This window comes from Bartonella kosoyi, from assembly GCF_003606325.2.
Classification (GTDB): domain Bacteria; phylum Pseudomonadota; class Alphaproteobacteria; order Rhizobiales; family Rhizobiaceae; genus Bartonella; species Bartonella kosoyi.
Map to the genome: position 1 here is coordinate 1,059,015 of NZ_CP031843.2, position 24,613 is coordinate 1,083,627.

Genomic DNA, 24,613 nt, shown 5'->3' on the forward strand with positions numbered 1-24,613 from the left:
ACAATAAGTATGCATGGAATGAATATTGACCGTTTAAATTTTGAAACACCCACGACTCTTGCTTTAGCATTGGCTGACCGTGTTGCAGCAGAGCTTAGTATAGCTGTTCTTGAGCGCAAGCGCGCGATTTTAGCAGTGTCTGGTGGTAAAACACCAGAATTGTTTTTTCATTATTTATCAAAAGCGGATATTGATTGGCAAAATATCATTATCACTTTGGTTGATGAACGTTTTGTCCCTATACATGATGAACGTTCAAATGAACATACGGTACAGCGTTATTTGTTACAAAATTTTGCAACGAAAGCACGTTTTGTAGGACTTTATCATAAGGCACGCACCGTTGAACTTGCCGCTTTTTCAGCAGCAAGTCGTGTTAATACTTTGCCCAAACCCTTTGATGTTGTTGTTTTAGGAATGGGGATTGATGGACATACGGCTTCCTTTTTTCCTGATGCTGATCGTTTAAAGCAAGCACTTGATCTTCGAACACAAGCACTTGTTTTACCACTTCATGCAAAAAGTGCTATTGAGCCAAGACTCACACTAACGTTGCCAGTCATAATGCAATCTCGTTGCATTATTCTCCATTTCGAAGGTTTTCAGAAACGCCATTGTTTTGAAGAAGCTTGTCAAGATGGAGCTGAAATAGAAATGCCCATTCGGGCGATTTTGCGTAATTCTCCTCATCTTGTGCAGGTTTATTGGTCGCCAGCAGAAAATGAAATAAGTGAATTAGAAGATGAGACACAAGGTGAATAGAAACGCAATCTCTCTTTAATGAATGAGGGGAGTATCAATGAAGGGGGAAATAAATATGGCACTTTCCAAGACAATTGCCACAGTTACACGAAGGATTTATGAACGCTCTCGACCTACACGAGAAATTTATTTAGATCGTATTGCGAATGCACAGGCTCACCGTCCCAAGCGGAGTTTTTTGGGATGTGCTAATCAGGCTCATGGTTTTGCTGCTTGTGGTGCAATAGACAAAGAGCGCTTGAAGGAAAATATCGTTGGGAATATCGGCATTATCACGGCATATAACGATATACTTTCAGCCCATCAACCTTTTGAAAAGTTTCCTCACTTAATTAAAGAGGCAGCCCGTATGGTTGGTGCTGTTGCACAGGTAGCAGGGGGAGTTCCTGCGATGTGTGATGGTGTTACGCAGGGGAATAGGGGGATGGAGCTTTCCCTTTTTTCGCGTGAAGTGATTGCAATGGCGACAGCGATAAGCTTATCACACGATGTCTTTGATGCAGCTTTGTATCTTGGGGTGTGTGATAAAATCGTCCCCGGTTTATTGATTGGAGCACTAACATTTGGTCACTTACCAGGAATCTTTATACCCGCTGGTCCTATGACAACAGGTCAAGGGAATGATGAAAAAGCAAAAATACGTCAACTTTACGCGGAAAATAAAATAGATCGCCAGACACTCTTGGAATCAGAAGCTCGTTCTTATCATGGACCAGGAACATGTACATTCTATGGAACGGCTAACTCAAATCAGGTGATACTAGAGATGATGGGGCTGCATATGCCGGGAGCTTCTTTTGTCAATGCGAATACACCATTGCGTGATGCTTTAACAAAAGAAGCGACAAAGCGTGTACTTGAAATGACCGATCTTGGTGATCATTATAGACCACTTGGGATGATCATTGATGAGCGTTCTTTTGTGAATGCCATTGTAGGATTAAATGCAACAGGAGGCTCTACCAATCATACGATCCATTTGATAGCTATCGCTGCGGCTTGCGGTATTCAATTGACATGGCATGATATTGCGGAAATTTCATGCCATGTGCCTCTTTTAGCGCGAATTTATCCGAATGGTTTGGCTGATATCAATCATTTTTATGCAGCAGGGGGAATAGGATTTATTATTCGCGAGCTTATTGAGGCCGGTTTAGTGCATGAAGATGTTTCTACAGTTTTTGGTAAAGATCTCCATGCTTATGCAATTGAAGCAAAGCTTTCTGCGGATGGCTGTGTGGTGCGTGAAGCTGCTCTTAAGGAAAGTGGTGATCATAAGGTGTTAGCAGGGTGGAAAAAACCATTTCAATCTGAGGGGGGGCTTCGTGTTTTATCGGGAGATTTGGGAACCGCTATTATAAAAGTTTCATCTGTTAAACCAGAATATTGGCAAATTAAAGCACCAGTCCTTGTCTTTAATGATCAAGAGGAGCTCCAAAAATCTTTTCAATCTGGTGCGTTGCATGATAAAGATTTTATCGCTGTTATTCGCTATCAAGGACCAAAAGCCAATGGTATGCCAGAACTTCATAAATTAACAACCATTTTAGGCGTTTTACAAGATCGCGGTCAAAGGATAGCATTAATAACGGATGGCCGTATGTCCGGAGCATCAGGAAAAATTCCTTCTGCCATCCATGTGACGCCAGAAGCTTTGGATAATGGTCCCATTGCACGTTTGCAAGATGGTGACATTGTTTTCCTTGATGTTCATGGGGGTAAATTAACTCTTTTAGAGGATTTAGCAAAATTTAACGCACGAACAATCACACCTCCTGATCTTACAAAAAACGAACAGGGTGTTGGACGTGAACTCTTTCGTGTTTTTCGTCAATCGGTTAATCGTGCAGATCAGGGGGCATCTGTTTTTATGACTTGAGGAATGCAAAAAGAAACAAGATGAACGACGTGTAATGCAACCATGTACAATGAATTGTTACAATTCTTAGAATTTTGGTATAGGAAGATTGTGTAATCGGACGGCGGCTTTAAGTGTATTAACCATAAGCATGGCAATAGTCATGGGGCCAACACCTCCTGGAACAGGAGTGATTGCAGCAGCTTTTTCTTTTACGTTTTCAAAATCGACATCCCCAATAAGATGGGTTTTTCCTACACCTTTTTCTGGAGCTGGAATGCGATTAATGCCTACATCAATAACAATAGCATCCTTTTTAATCCAGTCTTTTTTTATCATTTGTGGGCGACCTACAGCTGCTACGAGAATATCGGCACTCCGACAGACATCATCAAGGTCACGGGTACGACTGTGGGCAATTGTCACAGTAGCATTGGCTGCAGTTAAAAGGGCAGCCATAGGTTTGCCAACAATATTAGAGCGTCCAACAACGACAGCATCAAGCCCAGATAAATCTCGCCCACAGTGTTGTTCAATCATCATCATAGCACCAGCTGGTGTGCAGGGAATAATAGCATCTTCAAGTGCATTTGCTGCGAGTTTTCCTACATTGACATAATGGAAACCATCAACATCTTTTTGGAAAGCAACGGCTTGTGTTATGCGGTTTGTATTGATATGGGCAGGGAGAGGCAGCTGGACCAAAATACCATGAATTTTTGGATCAGAATTTAACGTTGCAATAAGCTGAAGGAGCTCTTTTTCTTGTGTTTCTTTGGAAACGGCATGTTTGATGGAAAGAAATCCACATTCTTCAGCTTTTTTATTTTTTGAAGCGACATAGACTTGGCTTGCAGGATCGTCTCCAACGATAATAACAGCGATACCAGGTTGTATATTATAGTTATTGCGGAGTTTTATGGTTTCAGCCTTAACTTTCACAATAATCTCTTCAGCAAGTTTTTTTCCGTCGATAATATTATTCATGAGAGAGACCCTTTCGGTAAGGCTGTTTGTTTTTTTGTAAAGCATTTTCTAATAATACGATAGAGTTTTATAGCAATATTCATATGAGAACAGTAAGAATGGCTTAATAATGTTGTGGATTTATCGTTTTAGAATACTTTTAAATAATTGCTTTATAAAGAAGCAGCAATATTGCTGTTTGAATAAACTTTGGATAAAGAACAAAAATAGTGAAAATACAAAATGGGTATGGTCAATTATAGGGGTATAAAAAGCCTTTTAACGATTATTTAAGTTTATTTTCAATCTGTTCTAGGGGATAGGTATAGAGGGATATTGTGCGCATCAGAATAATAAAATTTTTGAGCGGAATTTTTATTACAATTATCTTTTTATTTGGAGTGGGGATTCTCGTTTTACCTTATCTTGTTTCTACGGATATGATTCGTATTCGTTTAGCGCAAGAGTTGAGTGCATGGACAGGTTATAATGTGCAATTGCGTGATCCACCGCGGTTAAATCTTTTTCCTTATCCTAAAGCGTTGCTTTCCGGTGTTACTTTATCATCAAAAATAGATGATGTTGCGCCATTAATGGAAGCTGAATCAATAGAAGTTGATCTTTCTGTCGTTGATCTTCTTTGGGGACGTGTTTCTTTTTCAGAGACGCGGATTGTGCGTCCTCAATTTGTTATGGAAAAGCCCGTTAAAACAATGGCAGATTTTTTTGATCGATTTTCTCGCTCGCAAGGTGCCTTAGGGTTAGCCATACGCAAGGCGCGTGAAATACTAAAACATAACCCTGAACATCCAGAGATAGAGCATCTTTTAAAACAACCTTTTGGGCGGGTTTTTATTGAAAATGGCGCCCTTGTGTATCATGATAGCCTTTCAGGAGTAGCAGAAAAAATAACAGGGTTAAATGCGACTTTAGATTGGTCTGAATCGACACAGGAAATACGGTTGCGTGCAGATGCTCGTTGGCGCGGAGAATTTACAAAATTATCAATCGATGCTTCTCAAGCATTGTTGCTTTTGGCAGGAGGAAAAAGCCAGATTAAGGCAAGTCTTAACTCTGTGCGTGGAGGGATAACTTTTACAGGACAGGCTCGGTTATCTGAATATTATATTTTTGACGGAAAGGTGTCGATGCGTTCACCAAGCTGGAATCAGACTTTGTCTTGGGTTGGAGGAACTCATTTTTGGGGACATAGATTAAAAATACCCATTGTATGGGAATCTCATTTTTTAGCGCGACCAATGCATATTCAAATGAATAATGTTACATTTACGATGGGGAAAGCCAATGCACGTGGGGCTTTGAAACTTGATTTTCAAGATTATGTACCAAATGTCATGGGCTCTTTAGCATTTGATAACCTAGACCTCAACCTCTTAGGCTCAATGTTTTTTTCCGTTAAAAAGAAAAATTCATTCTTTGATATGGCGCTTTTTGATCGTATTGGGGTGGATATACGACTTTCTGCGCCACAAGCCAAAATAGGAAATATCTCACTCACAAATCTAGCTGCTGCAATACAAATAAGAAATGGGCATGGGATTTTTGATCTTGGACATGCCAATATTTGGGGTGGATCTGTTCAAAGTAATATTGAAATTACGTCGTCTGGACAGAAAATACGCATTGGAGGAACGATGTCAGGGTCTTCTATTGATACGCAGGAGGCTTTAGAAGCCTTAGGATTTATTCCATTTGTGCAGAGTAAAACAAATTTTACCACAACGATACAAACACTTGCGGATTCTTGGATGGAAGTTTTTACAAAGATGCAGGGTGGATTAACATTGAAGATGTCTTCTGGCTGGCTCTTAGGGTATGATTTGAATGAATTACAAACAAAACTTTCAAACAAACAACAATTTCTTTTAACAAGTAATGATTCTCTCTCTACAAATTTTGATCACTGGGATATTCAGGCAAGCTTTTCAGAAGGGATGATGAAGGTAACCGAGTCATTGATGCGTACAGAAGACTTGAGTTTATCTATACAGGGGGCGATTACCATGGCTATTGCTCAAGGGCAGCAGAATGAATTGATATTACAGGCACAATTGGGCAAAAATCATAGATCAGAAACTTTATGTAAAGATGTCCGATGTCTTGCTAACAGCCTTGCATGGCCTTTTACATTTTCTCTGAGCTCTAAAGGACAAGATCATGGTAATTTTTGGGTTACAAAAGACATTGACACAGATTGAGCATTGTTTTTCATCTGTATACCACTCTACTCTATAATAATACTTCGTCCCTTTGCAATTTAAAGTCGTTTTTAAATTTAAATAAGAGATCATAAGATTCTCTTACTTTCCATTCGTGATGAAACTAAGAATCCTCCTCTTTGTCACATAAATGCAGTTATTATGTAGATAAACAATTTAAGAGAGGAATAAAAACACCTCTCTCTGTAATCTTTCAAATACAGGAGAGTCATAATATGCGTGCAAATCTTAGAAAATTGCTACAAAATATTTTGTTGCCTTAAAATGTTCAGGGTATATCAGTCAGTGTTTACTGAATCTGAGCAGAAATACCATATCCATCATTGGTCACTGTATGCTTTCCATCTGCTCCAACAGAACCAATACCCACTGTAATCAAAATAAAGGCTAAGAGGGTTGTAATCGTAATAATGGTAGCTTTTTTAGCAGACATATTTTCTCTCCACTGATGCATCAATGACTGAATGCAAAGATGAATGGTTTATTATTTAAACTTTTATGAAAGCAGAATCACTTCACGATCTATTGGTTCCTATTATTATCTCATAAAGTTAAAAAAACTCTATAATTCTTTAATATATTATAGTTCTATAGATATAATTTTTTCTTTTTGTTATATCTTTTCCTTCATTTCTTTATGACGATAGTGAGCATTGGCAAGATTTTATGCGCATAAATTATAAACTTAAAAGATTATTTATCCGACAGACATTGTCTTTGAATGAAGAAATAAAGATAGAGGGGGCACAAGCTTCTTATCTTGTGCATGTTTTACGGATGAAAGAAGGGGCAGAAATTCTACTTTTTAATGGACAGGATGGTGAGTGGCTTGCTAAACTTATCATTGTTAAGAAAAAATTCGTTGTGGTTAAGCTTATTCATCAAGAAAGATTACAAACGACGCATTCCAATCTTATTTATTGCTTTGCTCCACTCAAACACGCGCGATTGGATTATATGGTGCAGAAAGCGGTTGAAATGGGGGCATCGATTTTGCAGCCTGTTATAACGCATCATACGCAGGTTACGCGTATCAATATGGCGCGTATGGAAGCCAATGTTATCGAAGCTTCTGAACAGTGTGGCATTTTATCTCTCCCTGAATGCGTATCGGCTCTATCACTAGCAGAGCTTTTAGCACGTTGGGATGAGACACAGTCTTTATTCTTTTGTGATGAAGAGCATAAATCGCCTAATCCATTACCTTCTTTTAAAAAGCGTAACGTTACAACGCCAGGTGTTCTCATTGGACCAGAAGGTGGGTTTAGTGAAGAAGAGCGGAGCTTTTTAAAAAAGCATCCCTTTGTGGTTCCAATGTCATTAGGTCCACGCATTTTACGCGCTGATACTGCTGCTGTTGCTGCTTTGGCTCTTCTTAATGCTACCGTGGGGGATTGGTCAATGGATTGAGATGTCTGTAAAATCATTCTAAATAATTCATTGAAGATGATAACACCAATGATAGGATACGATAAGTTATGGCACTTGATATAATGGATGAAAGTGAAGTTTATAACTTAGATTCCTTGGTTAGCTATTTCCAAGGAGGGTATAAAGCAGAAGATGATTGGCGTATTGGTACAGAACATGAAAAGTTTCCATTTTATAGAGAGGGGTTTCGTCCTGTTCCTTATGATGGTGAGAGGGGAATCCGAACGCTATTAGAAGGGATGCAAAGCGCTTTAGGATGGAAACCTATTTTAGATGAAGGAAATATTATTGGGCTCGTAGGACCCGTTGATCAGGGGGCTATTTCTTTGGAACCTGGGGGACAGTTTGAATTATCTGGAGCACCATTAAAAACAGTAGGTGATACGTATCACGAGTTGATGGAACATTTATCTCTTCTCAAAAAAATTGCAGAACCATTGGGTATTGGTTTTTTGGGGATAGGCGCTAGCCCAAAGTGGACGTTAGCTGAAACACCGAAAATGCCGAAATCACGTTATCAAATTATGACTGATTATATGCCGAAAGTCGGGCATAATGGTCTTAATATGATGTATCGCACATCAACAGTTCAGGTTAATCTTGATTTTTCCTCTGAAAGTGATATGCGGAGGAAAATGCAAGTATCCATGAAGTTACAATCTGTTGCGACCGCATTATTTGCAAGTTCACCTTTTACAGAAGGACGCCCAAATGGCTTTTTGTCATGGCGTTCTGAAATTTGGCGTGATACAGATAATCAGAGGACAGGGGTTCTTCCCTTTATATTTTCTGAGCGTTTTGGTTTTGCTGATTACGTTGAATGGGCCCTTGATGTTCCTATGTATTTTGTTGTACGTGATGGTCATTATTATGATTGTACACATATAACGTTTCGTCAGTTTATGAATGGAGCATTAAGAGGACAAGTTGCAAATTCAATTCCAAACATGGGAGATTGGATTAATCATTTATCAACATTATTTCCTGAAGTCCGCTTAAAAAGATTTTTAGAAATGAGAGGCGCTGATTGCGGTTCTTGGAAGCGCATCTGTGCATTGTCGGCTTTTTGGGTTGGGCTTCTTTATGATAGAGAAGCGCTTAACGAGGCAGAGGCTTTGACCAAAGATTGGAGTTTTGAAGAAGTTTTAGATATGCGCCAACGCGTTCCCAAAGAAGGGTTAAAAACCCCTTTTCGTCAGACCATTCTTTTAGAATTAGCCCGTCAAGCTATTGCGATTGCACGCAAGGGCTTAAAAAATCGCAAACAGTATGATGCAAAGGGTTTTGATGAAACAAATTTTCTTAATCCTTTAGAAAAGGTTGTGGCAACAGGGCAAACAGATGCTGAAAAACTTTTATCCCATTACTCTTCTATTTGGAATGAGTCTGTTGAACCTATATTTTTAGAATGTGTCTATTAAATTGAAGGCAAAGACACTTTGTACTCTTTTAAAACTGTATATTATCATAACGGTTCATTTATTCATTTTTTTTATAGAGAATATCCCCGTTTCTTTCAACATTGCTCATAAGGGATGCAATACAAAGATCTCAAGAATACTAAAGATGACAACGATGACGATATTTCTGTAATCTCCATGTTATATCGTTGTTCTAAAGATGATTTGATCTATTTAACTTTTTATCAAACATTTTTATCTGCTTGGCTTATTTCTCTTATGGCGGGGGATAGAGAATAATTTTATTACTTTTAAATAAGAGATAAAAAAATATTATTTATATTCAATAGCCTCAATGCTATACTTATAAAAATACGAAGTATTTTATTCTGGAGAGTAAAAATGCAAAACCTTATTTTGTTATGCTGATAAGCCACAAATACACCTCTTTTATTATTTAAAAATTTAGGGTACACTTTCTAAGTGCTTGTTGCTTCCGTATTTTAAGAGCAAGATTGCATGGGGATTTGTATACCTTTTTCGTGACATTTACGATATCGTTATACAATCATCATGAAGGCAATGGCTGGATTTTTAAAACGGGTAGAAAATTACAAGGTATTATTTTCTCTATACGTATAATGTGTTCTTTTTGGTTAATGCTCGTTGGAGAATCTAGAAATTTTCTACGTATTCAAACATCAGATCACTAAAAGTCTGCTTCAAGTTTTTTGAGGAAAAGGCCTTTTCTCAATAAATCGAATAGCATCCTATTTGACTACTTAGCAGATTTTCATATTGGTGGTTCTTTACTTAAAAATCAAACAGCATCCACAAAAGACAAATATCGTGTGGTAATGTTTAAAATATCTAATTATGAAGTTTAATTTGTTGTTCTATGCAATATTTCTAAAACGATCCCTTATCCTATTCTGTAGATATGACAGGTTCCATCTTACTGTTAAATATTTTCATATATTCTTTTGCTATTTCCCCTTTTTCGCAATACCCTGAATTTTTAGTGAGATATGACTGATAAAGTTCATCGTACAAATTCAGATCGCTCACTTTCGTATATCCAAGTGATACTAATACAGCAAACAAAAGTATCAATAGAGAAGATAAAATAATAAATGTTATGGTACGTTTCATGCGTGATTTAACTCCTTATCTTTGATAAATAGACCGATATTGAATACGACTATTATGACGGTTGATATCACTTAATTTGGCTATATCGATAGGATATAGGGTATTTTTGTTGGTATTATGTTTTAGGTTGTATTAAATAATATTATTCATTATTGGTTGTATTTTCTTTCAATAGGATCGTGATTTTTCAAGCCTTCACATTTGCGATTTTTTTGTTATTGAGAGGGCATATTTTTATGCCTAAGGGAATTTCGAAAAGTAAAAAAGTTTTCCTAAAAAGCTTTTGAGAGCGCAGTCCATAAAATCGCTAAGATGGTTTATTTTTCAGAAAATTCATGAATGATTTTTTAAGAAAGCTTTTTTCAACTTCAAGGGAAAAAGAGAATGATAAGGACTTTGATAGAATAAAATAGGTTGGAATTATTCAGTATTAAAATGCAATGAAGGGTGTTTATATTTCTCTTTTTAAACTATTTGATAAGCTTTTTAATTTTAAAGAGTGGGGCAATAAATTTATTTATTTTCTTTAAACAGTTATTCGTAGATAAAAAATTCTCTTTTAATCTATAAATTAAAAAAATAATGATTTTTTAAAATCTTTATAAGTTTTATACGTTAGTTTTAAATATTATGCATTGATTTTGAATGATGCATATTATTCACCATCAATCATAACAATCGTGGATGTAGACTGGGCATAGACAATGACATTTAATTTTTTCATCAATTTATTTCTATTTGTTATTTTTTTATTGTGGATTGCCCAAAGTAAAAGAATGCAATGGAGTCTTTCACGCCGTGTTATGTTGGGGCTTATCTTTGGCTTGATTTTTGGTGGTGTTTTGCAGGTTATTTATGGAGAAGGTGAAGTCACTTTGTTGAAATCCGTTGAATGGTTTAATATTGTTGGAAATGGTTATATCTTGTTACTCCAAATGATTGTTATGCCATTGGTTTTTATCTCTATCGTTTCAGCGGTTGCTCATTTGCATTCTGTTTATGCTGTTGGAAAAATGAGTATAATGACCATTTCAATATTGCTCTTTACAACGGCTCTTTCAGCGTTGGTTGGCGTTTTAGTCGTGAATGCCTTTGGTTTAACCGCAAATGGTTTGGTGCATGAAGGGCAAAATGTTTCCAATGTTCTTGGAGATCGTATTTCTCAACTTGGAGATATGAGTATTCCGAAGATGATTTTATCCTTGATTCCTAAAAACCCCTTTGCTGAATTAAGTGGTTCTAAGCGGACATCAATTATCAGTGTTGTTATTTTTGCGTCATTTTTAGGGGGTGCGGTTCTTCTTTTGAAGAAAGATGAGCCAGAAAAAGGGGAAAAAGCACTTTTATTTATTCAGATAGCACAAGCTTGGATTATGCGGTTAGTTCGTCTTGTGATTGCTTTGACCCCTTATGGTATTTTTGCACTTATGACGAAAGTAGGAGCATCTTCGCATGTTGCAGATATTTTAAATTTACTCATTTTTATCATTGCCTCTTATGTCGGTATTATTTTAATTTTTGGTATTCATGGAGTGTTGCTCGGCATTTTTGGGATTAATCCCTTCCGTTTCTTTAAAAAGGTTTTGCCGGTTTTAACATTTGCTTTTAGCAGTCGTTCAAGTGCTGCAAGTATTCCTTTGAATATTGAAGCGCAAACACAGTGGATAGGTGTACCGCAATCCATCGCGAGTTTTGCTGCTTCTTTTGGGGCAACAATTGGACAAAATGGGTGTGCTGGTCTTTATCCAGCAATGCTTGCTACCATGATTGCACCAACTATGGGGATTAATCCTCTTGATCCTACTTGGATTGCGACGCTTGTTGGGATTGTAACGTTGAGTTCTATTGGTGTTGCTGGTGTTGGGGGAGGGGCTATTTTTGCTGCATTGATTGTATTACCAATTATGGGACTTCCTGTTACTTTGGTTGCTGTACTCATGTCTATTGAGCCACTGATTGATATGGGACGTACCGCCCTAAATGTGAGTGATTCAATGATCGCTGGAACGATCACCAGTCAAATACTACGAACAACGGATAAAAGTATTTTTGAAAAATGATTTTGGGTTATGTTTTTTGAGGTTGTAAAATATCTGTCAGAGATATTTTCCCAGAACCAGGGTGTAGAGGTTTTTGTTGATTGGGATGAGGAGCCCAACCAGAGAGCCAGATGAAAGAAAAATGGGCACGAATACGTCCATCAGGATCGCTAAATTTTTGCCTATAGATTTCAGCAGCGCGGAGAAAAAAGCGTTTAGAGACAGGGCGCCGTGAACGATTAATGAGGGCATTTTGCATTCCCATTGCTTTAAGATCACGCATAAGGTCAAACATTGTATTATAACGTATTGTAATCTCTTCAACATCGGTTACAGGAAGAGCAAATCCAACACGCTGTAAAAGAGCGCCTGCATCACGAATGTCGACAAAAGGATAGATTCTAGGGCTTGCTCCACCATAAATTTCAATTTCAGCTTGTAGGAGGCATTCACGTAATTCTTTGAGTGTCCCCGCTCCTGTCATAACAGCTAGAAATAAACCATCTGGCTTAAGAGTGTTTTTTATCTGGCTTAGAACACCAGGGGTATCATTCGTTAATTGTAATGAAAGAAGTGAAACAATAAGATCACAATAGTTTTGAGGGAAATCAAGAAATTCTCGATGACGTAAATGAAATTTTTTATCATGGCTTTGATAAAGCATATCGGTTTCAATACGTTCTATAGAACAAACCTTTCCAGATTTTATGAGAGCTTGCGTGGCAAGATCTGTATGGCTGTGTAAATCAAGTGCTAATTTAAAGAGGCGATCAACAGTGCTAAGACGTTTATAGAGATCTTCTGCCATGAGAGAGAGTAAAAAGTCATATTCTTTTTTTGCTTTTTGGAAGGCGCGTTTGCGGAATTGTTCAATGCGGTTATGATCAAAAATTAAAGGATGGGCCATATTTTGGAACACTTTCGATTTATGAAAGAATATATTTTGAAAAGGTTCATGTTTGTGCGCTCTCTGTCAAGTTTATAATGTGAAATAAAAATAAGTTTATAGGAGGTTAAGATTTTTTAAAGAAATTAAATTTATAAATTGAGAAAATACAAAAGAACTTTTGTTCTACGGGGAATTTGTAAAAGCCTAAATTTATAATGTTTTACTTTCGAGAAGCGGCTTTAAATAGCGGGGATATACTCAGTCAATTCATTGAGCGTTTTAAAACGATGCTTTATCCACCAATTTGTCCTGGATGTAAGCAAAATGTTTCTACTTATGGCACGATTTGCTCTGAATGTTGGAAAGATCTCCAATTTATTACGAAACCTTATTGTCCTGTTATGGGGACGCCTTTTGTTTGTGATATGGGGGATGGTTTTCTCAGTGGTGAAGCGCTTCGTAGTTCTTACCCTTTTTCACGTGTTCGCTCAGCCATTGTTCATAAAGGGCTTGCACGTACTTTGGTAACGCGTTTAAAATATGGTGATCATACAGAATTGGCATCTTTTATGGCCAATTGGATGGTGTCTGCTGGACGTGAGGTTATTGATGAGTGTGATGTTATTATTCCCATTCCATTGCATTTTCGTCGTTTTTGGGAGAGGCGTTATAATCAATCTGCTGAGCTTGCACGTTATATTGCAGCATCACAAAAAAAACTCTTAAAACCGGGTTGGCTTATTCGTTGTCGGCATACGCGTCCGCAGGTTAGTCTTTCTTCGAGAGAAAGAAAACTTAACGTAAAAAATGCTTTTAAAGTTTCGCATAAAGTTAAAAAATATCTTAAAGGCTGTTCTGTTTTACTGATTGATGATGTATTTACAACGGGAGCAACAGTTACAGCAGCAGCATCTGCATTAAAATATGCAGGTGCACGACAGGTTGATGTGCTAACATTTTCGCGTGTCCTTAAAGAAGATTCTATTTTTCCTTCTTCTCAATAGGAACGTAAAGTGGATATTATTAAAAAATACTTGGAGGATAATACTTATGAAAGAGATAATCATTTATACACGCCCCGGTTGTCCTTATTGCACAAAAGCACGTGATTTACTGGACAAAAAAGGTGTAAAATATAAAGATATTGATGCTTCCACATCTCTTCGTCAAGAAATGGTACAACGTGCGAATGGGCGGAATACATTTCCACAAATTTTCATAGGTGATTATCACGTTGGTGGTTGTGATGATCTTTATGCTTTAGAAGCTGAGGGAAAACTCAATTCTTTATTGCAAGACCTATAATTTTTGTAAACGACACACCCTTAAGACCGTTTTGCGAGAATGAGATAGTTAACATCCATGTCTTTTGAGCGATTCCAGCTGTCATTTAATGGGTTATAAGTAATCCCTATCTCATCAATGACAGTTAGAGCGTTTTTTGATAAGAAATTTTTAAGTTCTCGAGGTTTTAGGAATTTTTTATAATCATGGGTTCCTTTAGGGAGCCAACGGAGGATATATTCAGCACCTATAATAGCAAGCCCCCATGCTTTCCACGTGCGGTTGAGTGTTGCAACAAACATCAACCCTTGTGGTTTCAGCATTTTTGCTGTCGCGTTTATGAAGAGATTAACGTCAGCGACATGTTCAACAACTTCCATATTAAGGATGATATCAAATTTTTCCCCTTCATGGGCGAGAGCTTCTGCTGTCGTTGTACGATAATCAATTGAAAGGTTACTTTGGGTAGCATGGATTTTTGCAACTTCAATATTCGTTTGTGCGGCATCAACGCCTACAACGATAGCACCAAGACGTGCCATGGGTTCACATAACAAGCCTCCTCCACAGCCAATATCAAGAATTTTCAAATTGTCAAAAGGCGTCAGTGAAACAGGGTCACGATTAAACTCTAAACAGATTTTTTCTCTTATGTAAGCAAGGCGTGTTGGATTAAATTGATGAAGAGGTCGAAATTTTCCTTGCGGATCCCACCATTCTTTAGCAATCCGTGAAAAGTGATCAATTTCACTTTGATCAACAGTTGTTTGTCTTTCCTCTATCATATTGCCTTCCTTTTATTTTTAATGATCAAGTCCAGAAGATTTTATACAAAGTCAAGAAAAATTAATATAATCATAATGAAACTTGCACAAATGATAGATATTCGCTATGTCGAGAAAATGGTTCGTTGATACAGCATCTTATTCTCATTATCGTTTGAGATAAGAGATGTAAAGGTAAGAGTGTTATTAATGGCGCGCATTGTCATGAAATTTGGTGGAACGTCTGTCGCAAACATTGAATGTATTCATAATGTTGCACGGCACGTCAAAAGAGAGGTTGATGCAGGCAATGAGGTTGCTGTTGTTGTCTCTGCGATGGCGGGTAAAACTAATGAACTTGTCCAGTGGACGTGTGAAGCTTCGTCTACACATAGAGATGCTCGTGAATATGATGTTGTGGTTGCTTCTGGTGAGCAGGTCACTTCAGGTTTGCTGGCTTTGACACTTCAAGCGATGGGGATCAATGCACGGTCCTGGCTTGGCTGGCAGATCCCTATTCATACAGACAATGCACATGGTCGTGCGCGCATTACTGATATTGATGGCTCTTTTTTAATCAAGTGTTTTCAGGAAGGTCAGGTTGCCGTTATTGCTGGTTTTCAGGGGTTAGCTCCGGATAATCGAATTTCTACCTTAGGGCGAGGAGGGTCAGATACAAGTGCTGTTGCGATAGCAGCAGCTGTACAAGCTGATCGCTGTGATATTTATACGGATGTGGATGGTGTTTATACAACGGATCCACGTATAGAACCGAAAGCGCGCCGTTTACCAAAAGTAGCTTTTGAAGAAATGCTGGAAATGGCTTCTCTTGGGGCAAAAGTTTTACAGGTTCGTTCTGTTGAATTAGCAATGGTTCATAAGGTTCGTACCTTTGTGCGTTCAAGTTTTGAAGATCCTGATGCATTAGGCATGGAGGATTCAATGAGTTCTTCTGGAACACTTATTTGCGATGAGGATGAAATTGTGGAACAACAAAATGTTACGGGTATTGCTTTTGCTAAGGATGAAGCACAAATTTCGCTGCGTCGACTTGCTGATCGTCCAGGGATTTCGGCAGCAATTTTTGGTCCCTTGGCTGAAGAGTGCATTAATGTTGATATGATTGTGCAAAATATTTCTGAAGATGGCTCAAAAACGGATATGACTTTTACAGTACCATCAGCAGATGTAGAAAAAGCCGTTGCTCTTCTTGAAAAAAATCGCAAAGAAATCGGATTTGATGTTCTCCAATTTGAAAGCGATCTTGCCAAAATATCTGTGATTGGTATTGGAATGCGTAGCCATGCAGGCGTCGCGGCGACAGCTTTTAAGGCTTTGGCTGAAAAGGGGATTAATATTCAAGCAATCACAACTTCCGAGATTAAGATTTCTGTTTTGATTGATAGCGCTTATACTGAACTTGCGGTGAGAACATTACATGCTGTTTATGGACTGGATAAGAGTTAAGTATTTTTAAACGCTCAATTTCAAGAACATAACGTTTGAATATATATGAGTGATTTGCTTTATAAGTATAACGCGCACTTATTAATATAAATAAGAATCATTAATACAATAAAATTTTTTCATTGAAGATTTTCTTATGATGAAGAGGAAAACCGCTTTTGTGCGTATTATAAACAAGATTGGCATAGGAAATAACAACAATTTAAGAGACAACATCATAAAATACCTCTTATAAATCGTTTAGATATAAGATAAAGGGAAAGGAGAATTGTTTACATAGGGGCTTTGAAGAGAAGAAGAATGCACCATGTATCTGTTATGAAAGGGGGATTTGTACTTCAGAGTCAACATTATAGAACTTATAGAATTTTCTTTTTATTGGGTTCAAAATTAAAAATATTATCCTAGAAGTCAATAATTTATAAAAATTTCAAGCTCTCACGCTGAAGGGAAGAATGCTCTTGATATCATACCTCTGATTTGAAGAGATAAAATGCCTTATTTCTAAACAAGAAGATTTTAGATGTAAAATGACGTAAATTATATGAATGGAGAGAAAGTGTATCTTAAGAAAGATATTTATAATTCCATGTGGTCTTCGAAGCAATATGCTGGTTCTTTTGTTGCTCTATGCGGATTTGATGGGAGTGGAAAGACAACTCAAACAAAAGAAATTTCTCGTCATTACTCACAAGAAAAACATATCATACAAACTTTTCAGCCTAGTAATTGGTATAGAAATAACCCAGAGGTTAGAAATTATTTAGAGAGTGGAAAACAAATTGATCCATTGCTTTTAGCACTTTTAGCCGCAACAGATAGACGAAAACATACGCTTGAAATTATCGAGCCCTCTTTAACTTCATCGAAGAATTTATTAATCAGTGATCGATATGTTTATTCTAGTCTTGCCTATTTCTAGGCTCGAGGGCTTTCACTTGAAAGTGTGATTAAATTGAATCAATTTATCCCAAGACCTTGTATCACATTTTATCTGCATTTGCCGCCTGCTGCTATTATCGAACGATTACAAAAAAGGGACGGTTTAGCCTTAAAATACGAAGAAAAATTCTCATTTATTAAAAAAGTTTATGAAGTCTATCAATTTTTGTTAGAAACAGACGAACGATTTATCGTCATTGATGGAACCGCCTCTGTTTCTTTAATCCATGATCAAATACGACACCATATAGATAAAGCTTGTTTTAATGATAAATAAATACCTATTTTTAAAATTTATCTGTGCTCTATTTTCCTTTATGCTCTAGTTTCTATGTGAAATCTAAAGTTTTAAAAGTTAGTCCGCGATAATTTAAGAGTTTTGGAAAAATATTATATATCTTAATATGTTAATGAGACGATTTATGATCATTAAACTGCAGCGCATTTTTTTGAAAAGTTTGGAAGAGGGAAGCTATTTGAAAAAATAATTAAGTTTCTGTTATGATAATGATATTTTCATTCTCTTGAAATACTCATATGGCGATATAAGAACGACTCGTAGAGATCTGCACAAATATATTTGAGTAGAGAGAATAAGCTAAGGACAGAGGCGATAATAACAGCAACTCTTTTTGAAGTTTAATATTCTTATCTCTGATAAATGAAACAAAAAACAGTTCTTAACGTTTTTATGGGGACTTTCAAATTTGCTCCTTTAACCAGAAAGAACATAAGATAAAAATACCTTAACAAGAAGATACCTCCATTTCAAGGACTGTAGGTAAAATCTTGGTTGTATTAAAAGATCAGTTCAACAAAGCAGATCATCGTTTGATTTTATTCGGAACTATGAGAAACGTCTTTATTGCGCTTAATATACATAAATCCATATCCAAGACCGATAAGAGCAGATAAACCAGAGCCACAAAGGACACCAATTTTTGCAGCATCAAGCAGGATAATATCTTTAAAGGCAAGCATTGAAACAAAGATAGACATTGTAAAGCCAATTCCTGCTAAAAATCCAATCAGTAAAATACCGGTCCATGCCATTTGAGGAGGAAGACGACATAGTCCTGATTTTACGGCTAGATAACTAGCAGTGATAATGCCAAGAGGCTTTCCAACAAAAAGACCAATAACAACACCAAGAACAATTAAAAATGATTCATGAGAAGAAAGGTCAAAGTTTGCAAAACTAACACCAGCATTTGCAAAGGCAAAAACCGGCATGATACCATACGCAACCCATGGATGCAGCGCCTTTTGAACACGCGTTACTGGAGCAATCATAGCCCGTTGCCCTTTGCGCATTTTTTTCAAGGCAGTTGAAATATGATGCAGATCTGTTTTTGTGTTTTTTTCTTGGAGAATTTGCATGGCGTTGCTGAGCATGGTGAGTGGTGCTACAAGAGTGCGTGTAGGAAAAACGGGAGTCATCATACCTAAGACTACACCAGCAAGTGATGGATGAACACCTGTTACCATTAACCCCCACCAAATGATTGCACCAGGTAAAATGTACAGCCATGCTGATGCAAGTCCGATCCATTGAAAAAAGAGCACCAGAGCAATACCAGCACCTGCAATCAATAAACCACTAGGGTCAATGTTTGTTGAGTAGAAAAAAGCAATAATAAGAACAGCGATAATATCATCAATAATCGCTAATGAGAGAAGAATGACATGAAGATTAGAAGGAATTTTTTTCCCAAGAAGAGCCAGAATACCAAGAGCAAAGGCAATATCTGTTGCTGTTGGCACAGCCCAACCGTGGATATGTCCCTCGTTAAAGTTGAAGATAAAGTAAATAATTGCAGGGACACAAACGCCGCCTATTGCAGCAACAATTGGTAAAATTGCTTGTTTAAAATCGGCAAGAGCACCTTCATGAATTTCGCGTCGAATTTCCATTCCTGCGACGAGGAAGAAAATAGTCATAAGGGCATCATTAACCCAGAAATGTAAATCCCATGAAAGAGTGAAATGCCCCAAATTAAAGCCAAGAGGTGTATGCCAAAAAGATTCATAGAGAGCAGCATATTGCGAATTAGCAAAAATGAGTGCAGAAGCAGCAGCGAGTAAAAGAACAATACCACTAAGAGCTTCAATATGGAGAAAACGCTCGATAGCAGAAAGCGCTTGATTGGTGACACGAGAAGCGCGATTAGGCAAGCGATTTGAAGATAAATCAGACATGAACAACTCCAACTATCGACACTTTTATGATTCTATATTCTCTGTGTAAGTGACTCTATTATGATGTTTTCTGTATCATATAAAAGCAAAAAGAGGAATAAAGTTCTTAATTTATAGACAAAATCATCATGTTTAAAGCACAATATATTTAAGGCGATGCTTCATTTTTAATAGCGAGGTCTACTTTGCTTAAAGCCTTGGATAGATCATTTTGTAGAGCAGATTCGAGATCAACCATTGTGAGCCCCTTATTATCTTTTGCTTTAATTTTAACAATTAATGTTTGTGGATTTTTAGCAAATTCACCTAAGGAGTTTGAAATTTTTTCTGCCTCATTTTGATTTTTGAGCAACATTTTTGGGGTTTGCGTCATCATTAAATAGAAATCGTCATAGAGTTCCTTTTTAAGATCATGTTGGCTGTCATTAAGGTTTTTCGCAAGATAAGAAAAAAGCTTATCAATAAAACCTGCATCCCGATATTGTATATCAATTTCATTGATGCCAAGGTTTTGAGAAGCAGCTATCATGACATTTTGTTGACCAGAAAAAAGCTTTTCATCAACATCAATAACCTTAGCCGATATGTTTCCAGATCCAACATCTTTCATATTGAAAGACATTGCATCAAGAAAGAGCATACGTTTTTTTTCATCGTAAGAAATATCAAGTTTTCCTGAAAAATCAATTTGTTCAAATCCCATCTTTTTTAAAAGTTCTAAATCTTTTTCATTCATTTTTTTAGGTAAAACGGAAAAGTTATTGAGTGAAAGAAAAAGCTTTTTGGGGATAGGATGTTTCCACAAGCTTGGTTTAAGTTGAAATGATTCAAGCGTTGCTTTCAATGGTGGGATATCAATGGTGACATTATCAACTTTGGCATCTGCTGAGGTAATGGCGAGCAGTATGTTTAGAAGGAGACCATTTTGTGCTCTTTTTTCTGCGACTTTATTATTCTCTTTTCTTGCATTAAGATAAGCTTTGACCAATTTTTCAGGCGTTTGTTCAAGCGGTTTCATCTTTAGACCCGATGTTTTAAATTGGCCAAGGAAGAAAGAGCTATTTTTTTCTGCTTCTTCAAAAATATCGACACTTATATTGTTCAGAGAGATAGGACCTGTAACGGTTTTCCCTTGATTGAGAGCGTTATTTTTTCCGAAAATGATAGAATAGGCATAATTGATGTCAATATCATAAGCCTTTATTGTATCACTTTTAGCCATCAGTTGCATCTGTTTATCGCCATTGACTGCGACCGTTTTAAGATCCATATTTTTGATACTAACGGAACGAATATGGCCGCCTTTAAAGTCAGAAAGCTGGAAATTCTTGACTTCAACTGTTTCTGTTCGTTTGTTTTTATTTTCTATAGAAAGCTGTATATTAGGCGCACTTATTGAGGCAAGATCAATACGCATCATTGATTGTAATAGACGTGATGTGATTGTTCTGTCTTTATCTTTTAAGGATACATTTTTAAGAGAAATTTGAGGTATTTTTACATGAATATTATTATGTTTTAAATCAACATTATAAAATGTAAAAGTTCCAGGAACAAAAGAAAAAGGAGGACGGGCAGAAATGGCACCAATTTTCAGTGATGTACCGGCTGGAACGGGGAGTGTAACATTCTTCAAATTGACTTTACCTAGAATGCTGACTTCAGATGTTTCTGCTTTTATGCCACGACGGGCTATCTCTTGTTTTACAAAACTGTCAAGATAGGGTTTTGCAATATAAAATCCACCAACAACTATAATTGCTAAGATAGCAATAAATCCAATAATGCAAGTGAGCCAATATTTCAGGTTACTTTGATACCCACTATTAAGCTTGACCATTCTTTTTTCTTTCATTTTTATCACTCTTTAAAATTGAGAGTGAAGATAAACTCTTTTAAGCAATGACAAAGGTTAAAATATAGCGTGTACCAGTTTCAACAGTCATCTACCCTCTATATTAGAGTTATTCTCATCTTTTTTGCAATATCACTTTGTCAATTTTTTATTGATTTTCTTTGGATTGAGCACGTTATAGAAAAGCACGCATAATGAAGGAGAGATAAGTTTACGCGCATCATATTTTTTATCACTTTAAATTATCATAAAATATTCCTATGTCTGCTTTTATCTTACTGCTGTTTATAGAAATATTTAAAACATATAAAGTTATGTTTTTGTTCATTATAATTTAATGGGGAGAGGTAAGTATTATGACAGAAAATCAAATAATGGCCTTTTCGATTATTGGTCTCATGATGGTTGTATTTATTTGGGATCGATTTCGTTATGATCTTGTCGCTATTTGTACATTACTAATAGCGTGTGCTGTTGGTCTTGTCAGTCCAAAGGAAGCTTTTAGCGGTTTTAGTAATGATATTGTTATTATCGTGGGAAGTGTGTTTGTTGTCAGTACGGCTGTATCACGCTCTGGTATAATGGAATTTATTATTCAGCGGATATGGCCAGATGTGAAATCGGTGCGCCTTCAATTAGCTTTTTTGGTTTTTTCTGTTGTCGTTTTATCAATGTTTGTTAAAAATATTGGTGCTTTGGCTATTATGCTCCCGATCGCTTTTCAGTTTGCTCGTCGTTCTCAGGTTTCTCCTTCTGTCTTTTTGATGCCCATGGCCTTTGGTTCTTTATTGGGGGGGCTTATGACACAGATAGGAACATCTCCCAATGTTGTTATTTCAGCGATGCAAGAACGTTTAGCAGGAACACCTTTTACGATGTTTGATTTTACACCAGTTGGTGCGGTTATTGCGACGGTTGGTGTCTTATATTTGGTCTGTTTTTATTGGCTTTTGCCAGTGCGTGTGCGTTCTGGTGGATCATTTGATGATGCCATTGATATTCGTAATTATGTTGTAGAAGTGCATATTCCAATAAATTCACCCATTGTGGGGAAAAGTATTGTTGATTTGGTTAAGCCATCAAGTGGTGATGTTATGGTGATTCAAATCATCAGAAACAAAGTATCTATTTCGCCACTACCGGATTTTGTTTTGTCTGAAAACGATATCGTTTTGTTGGAAGGATCGCATACAGGAATAGATAGTGTGATGAATTCTGCTCGTTTAGAGTTTTCTAAGGAGCAAACCCTTTCTACAGGGGATAAGGACAGTGACATTGATATTATTGAAGCGGTCATCACGCATAATTCGCTTCTTATTGGCATTAGTGCGAAAGAGTTTTCCCTTTTTGATCGCTATAATGTCAATTTGCTTGCGTTAAGTCGTCAACATGAAAGGGTGCGGGCAAGACTTGATGATATTGTTTTTCATCTTGGAGATGTGATTGTTTTACAAGGACAGGATGCAGTTATTCCAAATTTGTTAAGGGAATTGAAATGTCTACCCCTAGCAAAACGAAATATTGTGTTTGGAAATTTACGGCATGGTTTTATATCTCTAGCCATTTTATTTATAGCCATTATTTTTACAGCTTTTCATATTGTTCCAGTTGCTTTTTCTTTCTTTTCTGCAGCCGCTGCAATGGTTATCTTTCGCGTTTTGCCCGCGCGTGATCTGTATCAGGCATTAGATGGCCCAATATTAGTCCTATTAGCGGCTCTTATTCCCGTGAGTGAAGCGTTAGAGAAAACGGGATGTACGGATCTCATTGGTCAATGGCTGAGCCAACTGGCAATATTTTTCCCACCATCTGGCGCTTTAGCACTGATGTTGGTGACAGCCATGTTGGTCACGCCATTTTTAAATAATGCTGCGACAGTTATGATGGTCGCTCCCATCGCGTCAAGTTTTGCTCATTCTCTTCATTATAAGCCTGAAGCTTTTTTGATGGCTGTTGCAATTGGTGCGGGGTGCGAGTTTCTTACACCTATTGGACATCAAAGCAATATGCTCGTGATGGCGCCAGGAGGATATCGTTTTAGTGATTATCCGCGTTTGGGGGCTCCCTTAGCGGTATTGATCATTATTGTCGCTGTTCCCATGCTTATGTGGGTTTGGCCATTACAATAGGATGTTTTAAGGATCGATGACAAAAGGTTGTTAATCGTATGAAGATTAAGTTGAAGGGATATACTTTGTATAAAAATTTCTACTTGAAGCTTGGGGGGGCATATTTTTAATAACATTCCAGTATTTTTTCTTCTGGATGAAAATTTGCTTATTTGATTTTAGGCAGCAAAGTTTAGTGATCGTTTTTTATTAAAGAGTTTGCATTTTTCATACAACTCTAAAATAAAAGATAAAAAATCAGTCGCTTTTAAGGGCTTTAAAAGATTGTCTTTAACATATATTAATGAAAAAAGAATGGTTCATATTATTGACAAGCATGCTAGACGATTAAGATCATGATCTTTTTTATAAATTCAAGTTATATAAAAATTATTATGTAAGCAAAAGGATATTTACATCGTTTTTAATTGATACAGTTGCAAAAGCCACATCGATTAGGATACATGTTGCTTTGAAGTGAATAAACGGAGAAACTTGAAGACTTTTCGTTAATGAGGGCTACCCTCTTTGTCCATTTATACGTAAAAGATAGAAAGTAAATTTTTTACAAGGTATGTTGTATGTCGTATGATAGTTTTATTGCTGAAGTTAATGCAGAATTTCGTCAGGAAAAGGCGCTTGCTTTTTGGAGACGCTATGGTTTTTCAATGATTGGGGCTGCTCTTCTTTTCATCCTCATGATAATTGCTTATCAAATTTATCATCATGCACAAATAAAGAAAGCCAGCCATATTGGTGATGCATTTGTAAAAAGCCTTAATTTTTCGGATACACGTCATTTTGATGAGGCGATAAAGCAATTGGAAAATGTTAAAGACTCTCATTTTGGGGGATATCCTTTTCTTGCCCGTTTGCGGGAGGCTTCTTTACGCATGGAGCAAGGTGATCTTATCAAGTCGGTGGAGATCTTTGATTCTGTTGCAGCGGATGAGAAAGCACCGCAGATTTTGCGGAAAGTTGCAAAAATTCGAGCAGCCTATATTTTAGTTGATACAGGGAGCTTGGAGGATGTCAAAAAGCGCGTCAAAGATATGGCAAGTGATATTGATCCTATGCGTATGTCCGCACGAGAGGTTTTAGGCTTAGCTGCTTATAAAGCAGGGAAGGTTGATGAGGCTGTTGATTATTTTCAGAAAATTTCTGCAGAAGGTGTTTTGAGATCAAATATAACAGATCGGGCTCGAATAATGCTTGAGCTTATGCAAGCTGAGGGCAAGGTAAATAAGGAATAAATCG

The 24,613-nt window shown here is 37.0% G+C and carries 17 protein-coding genes and 1 pseudogene; 12 read left to right on the top strand and 6 right to left on the bottom strand.

Going from position 1 to position 24,613, the window contains the following annotated elements; translation table 11 throughout:
• Positions 1–9 precede the first annotated feature (9 nt).
• Both pgl and edd read left to right on the top strand, forming a co-directional pair.
• Positions 10–762 (top strand): 6-phosphogluconolactonase, encoded by a 753-nt coding sequence (gene pgl / locus D1093_RS04640; protein WP_120100944.1) that lies wholly within the window; start codon positions 10–12, stop codon positions 760–762.
• A gap of 55 nt (positions 763–817) precedes the next feature.
• Positions 818–2,641: a phosphogluconate dehydratase gene (gene edd, locus D1093_RS04645; protein ID WP_038473347.1), complete on the top strand. Its 1,824-nt coding sequence runs from the start codon at positions 818–820 to the stop codon at positions 2,639–2,641.
• Between the two features lie 66 nt (positions 2,642–2,707).
• On the opposite strand, the gene folD is transcribed toward edd, so the two are convergent.
• Entirely contained in the window at positions 2,708–3,607 is a 900-nt protein-coding gene (gene folD, locus D1093_RS04650; RefSeq protein WP_120100945.1) for a bifunctional methylenetetrahydrofolate dehydrogenase/methenyltetrahydrofolate cyclohydrolase FolD, read from the bottom strand.
• A 317-nt stretch (positions 3,608–3,924) separates the two neighbouring features.
• Between folD and D1093_RS04655 the strand changes: the two genes are divergently transcribed.
• Entirely contained in the window at positions 3,925–5,805 is a 1,881-nt protein-coding gene (locus D1093_RS04655) for an AsmA family protein (RefSeq protein ID WP_120100947.1), read from the top strand.
• A gap of 310 nt (positions 5,806–6,115) precedes the next feature.
• On the opposite strand, the gene D1093_RS09920 is transcribed toward D1093_RS04655, so the two are convergent.
• Entirely contained in the window at positions 6,116–6,259 is a 144-nt protein-coding gene (locus tag D1093_RS09920) for a hypothetical protein (RefSeq protein WP_167309086.1), read from the bottom strand.
• 233 nt (positions 6,260–6,492) lie between these two features.
• Between D1093_RS09920 and D1093_RS04660 the strand changes: the two genes are divergently transcribed.
• The 3 genes from D1093_RS04660 (at position 6,493) to D1093_RS04675 (ending at position 11,869) form a co-directional block, all read left to right on the top strand.
• On the top strand, positions 6,493–7,236 hold the full coding sequence (locus D1093_RS04660; protein WP_120100949.1) for a 16S rRNA (uracil(1498)-N(3))-methyltransferase: 744 nt from the start codon (positions 6,493–6,495) through the stop codon (positions 7,234–7,236).
• 68 nt (positions 7,237–7,304) lie between these two features.
• Positions 7,305–8,678, top strand: coding sequence for a glutamate--cysteine ligase (locus tag D1093_RS04665; protein ID WP_120100950.1), 1,374 nt, complete (start codon positions 7,305–7,307; stop codon positions 8,676–8,678).
• 1,835 nt (positions 8,679–10,513) lie between these two features.
• Complete coding sequence (locus D1093_RS04675) at positions 10,514–11,869, top strand: L-cystine transporter (protein ID WP_120100953.1); 1,356 nt, start codon at positions 10,514–10,516, stop codon at positions 11,867–11,869.
• 7 nt (positions 11,870–11,876) lie between these two features.
• On the opposite strand, the gene D1093_RS04680 is transcribed toward D1093_RS04675, so the two are convergent.
• On the bottom strand, positions 11,877–12,755 hold the full coding sequence (locus tag D1093_RS04680; protein ID WP_120100955.1) for a methyltransferase domain-containing protein: 879 nt from the start codon (positions 12,753–12,755) through the stop codon (positions 11,877–11,879).
• Positions 12,756–12,952: 197 nt separating this feature from the next.
• Between D1093_RS04680 and D1093_RS04685 the strand changes: the two genes are divergently transcribed.
• Complete coding sequence (locus D1093_RS04685) at positions 12,953–13,741, top strand: ComF family protein (protein ID WP_120100957.1); 789 nt, start codon at positions 12,953–12,955, stop codon at positions 13,739–13,741.
• A gap of 46 nt (positions 13,742–13,787) precedes the next feature.
• The gene (gene grxC / locus D1093_RS04690; protein ID WP_120100958.1) at positions 13,788–14,042 is read left to right on the top strand and encodes a glutaredoxin 3; all 255 of its coding nucleotides are present in this window, start codon (positions 13,788–13,790) and stop codon (positions 14,040–14,042) included.
• A 20-nt stretch (positions 14,043–14,062) separates the two neighbouring features.
• Here grxC and ubiG read toward each other — a convergent pair whose 3' ends face one another.
• Entirely contained in the window at positions 14,063–14,806 is a 744-nt protein-coding gene (ubiG, locus tag D1093_RS04695) for a bifunctional 2-polyprenyl-6-hydroxyphenol methylase/3-demethylubiquinol 3-O-methyltransferase UbiG (RefSeq protein WP_120100960.1), read from the bottom strand.
• Positions 14,807–14,995: 189 nt separating this feature from the next.
• On the opposite strand from ubiG, the gene D1093_RS04700 reads away from it, so the two are divergent.
• Both D1093_RS04700 and tmk read left to right on the top strand, forming a co-directional pair.
• The gene (locus D1093_RS04700; RefSeq protein WP_120100961.1) at positions 14,996–16,252 is read left to right on the top strand and encodes an aspartate kinase; all 1,257 of its coding nucleotides are present in this window, start codon (positions 14,996–14,998) and stop codon (positions 16,250–16,252) included.
• Between the two features lie 589 nt (positions 16,253–16,841).
• A pseudogene (tmk, locus tag D1093_RS10225) lies at positions 16,842–17,471 on the top strand (dTMP kinase).
• Between the two features lie 560 nt (positions 17,472–18,031).
• Here the strand turns inward: tmk and nhaA are convergent.
• Positions 18,032–19,393, bottom strand: a complete 1,362-nt coding sequence (gene nhaA, locus D1093_RS04715) for a Na+/H+ antiporter NhaA (protein ID WP_120100965.1) — start codon at positions 19,391–19,393, stop codon at positions 18,032–18,034.
• A gap of 148 nt (positions 19,394–19,541) precedes the next feature.
• Complete coding sequence (locus tag D1093_RS04720; RefSeq protein ID WP_120100966.1) at positions 19,542–21,248, bottom strand: hypothetical protein; 1,707 nt, start codon at positions 21,246–21,248, stop codon at positions 19,542–19,544.
• 356 nt (positions 21,249–21,604) lie between these two features.
• Between D1093_RS04720 and D1093_RS04725 the strand changes: the two genes are divergently transcribed.
• Complete coding sequence (locus tag D1093_RS04725; RefSeq protein ID WP_120100968.1) at positions 21,605–23,377, top strand: SLC13 family permease; 1,773 nt, start codon at positions 21,605–21,607, stop codon at positions 23,375–23,377.
• 560 nt (positions 23,378–23,937) lie between these two features.
• Complete coding sequence (locus D1093_RS04730) at positions 23,938–24,609, top strand: DUF2659 family protein (protein WP_120100970.1); 672 nt, start codon at positions 23,938–23,940, stop codon at positions 24,607–24,609.
• Positions 24,610–24,613: the final 4 nt, after the last annotated feature.

Bases quoted from the DNA above. Each gene is read 5' to 3' on its own strand.
- D1093_RS04675 (WP_120100953.1), top strand. From the start codon at position 10,514: ATGACATTTAATTTTTTCATCAATTTATTTCTATTTGTTATTTTTTTA.
- D1093_RS04725 (WP_120100968.1), top strand. From the start codon at position 21,605: ATGACAGAAAATCAAATAATGGCCTTTTCGATTATTGGTCTCATGATG.
- edd (WP_038473347.1), top strand. From the start codon at position 818: ATGGCACTTTCCAAGACAATTGCCACAGTTACACGAAGGATTTATGAA.
- D1093_RS04660 (WP_120100949.1), top strand. From the start codon at position 6,493: ATGCGCATAAATTATAAACTTAAAAGATTATTTATCCGACAGACATTG.
- D1093_RS04665 (WP_120100950.1), top strand. From the start codon at position 7,305: ATGGCACTTGATATAATGGATGAAAGTGAAGTTTATAACTTAGATTCC.
- grxC (WP_120100958.1), top strand. From the start codon at position 13,788: ATGAAAGAGATAATCATTTATACACGCCCCGGTTGTCCTTATTGCACA.
- D1093_RS04700 (WP_120100961.1), top strand. From the start codon at position 14,996: ATGGCGCGCATTGTCATGAAATTTGGTGGAACGTCTGTCGCAAACATT.
- ubiG (WP_120100960.1), bottom strand. From the start codon at position 14,806: ATGATAGAGGAAAGACAAACAACTGTTGATCAAAGTGAAATTGATCAC.
- D1093_RS04730 (WP_120100970.1), top strand. From the start codon at position 23,938: ATGTCGTATGATAGTTTTATTGCTGAAGTTAATGCAGAATTTCGTCAG.
- nhaA (WP_120100965.1), bottom strand. From the start codon at position 19,393: ATGTCTGATTTATCTTCAAATCGCTTGCCTAATCGCGCTTCTCGTGTC.
- pgl (WP_120100944.1), top strand. From the start codon at position 10: ATGCATGGAATGAATATTGACCGTTTAAATTTTGAAACACCCACGACT.
- folD (WP_120100945.1), bottom strand. From the start codon at position 3,607: ATGAATAATATTATCGACGGAAAAAAACTTGCTGAAGAGATTATTGTG.
- D1093_RS04680 (WP_120100955.1), bottom strand. From the start codon at position 12,755: ATGGCCCATCCTTTAATTTTTGATCATAACCGCATTGAACAATTCCGC.
- D1093_RS04685 (WP_120100957.1), top strand. From the start codon at position 12,953: ATGTTTTACTTTCGAGAAGCGGCTTTAAATAGCGGGGATATACTCAGT.
- D1093_RS04720 (WP_120100966.1), bottom strand. From the start codon at position 21,248: ATGAAAGAAAAAAGAATGGTCAAGCTTAATAGTGGGTATCAAAGTAAC.
- D1093_RS09920 (WP_167309086.1), bottom strand. From the start codon at position 6,259: ATGTCTGCTAAAAAAGCTACCATTATTACGATTACAACCCTCTTAGCC.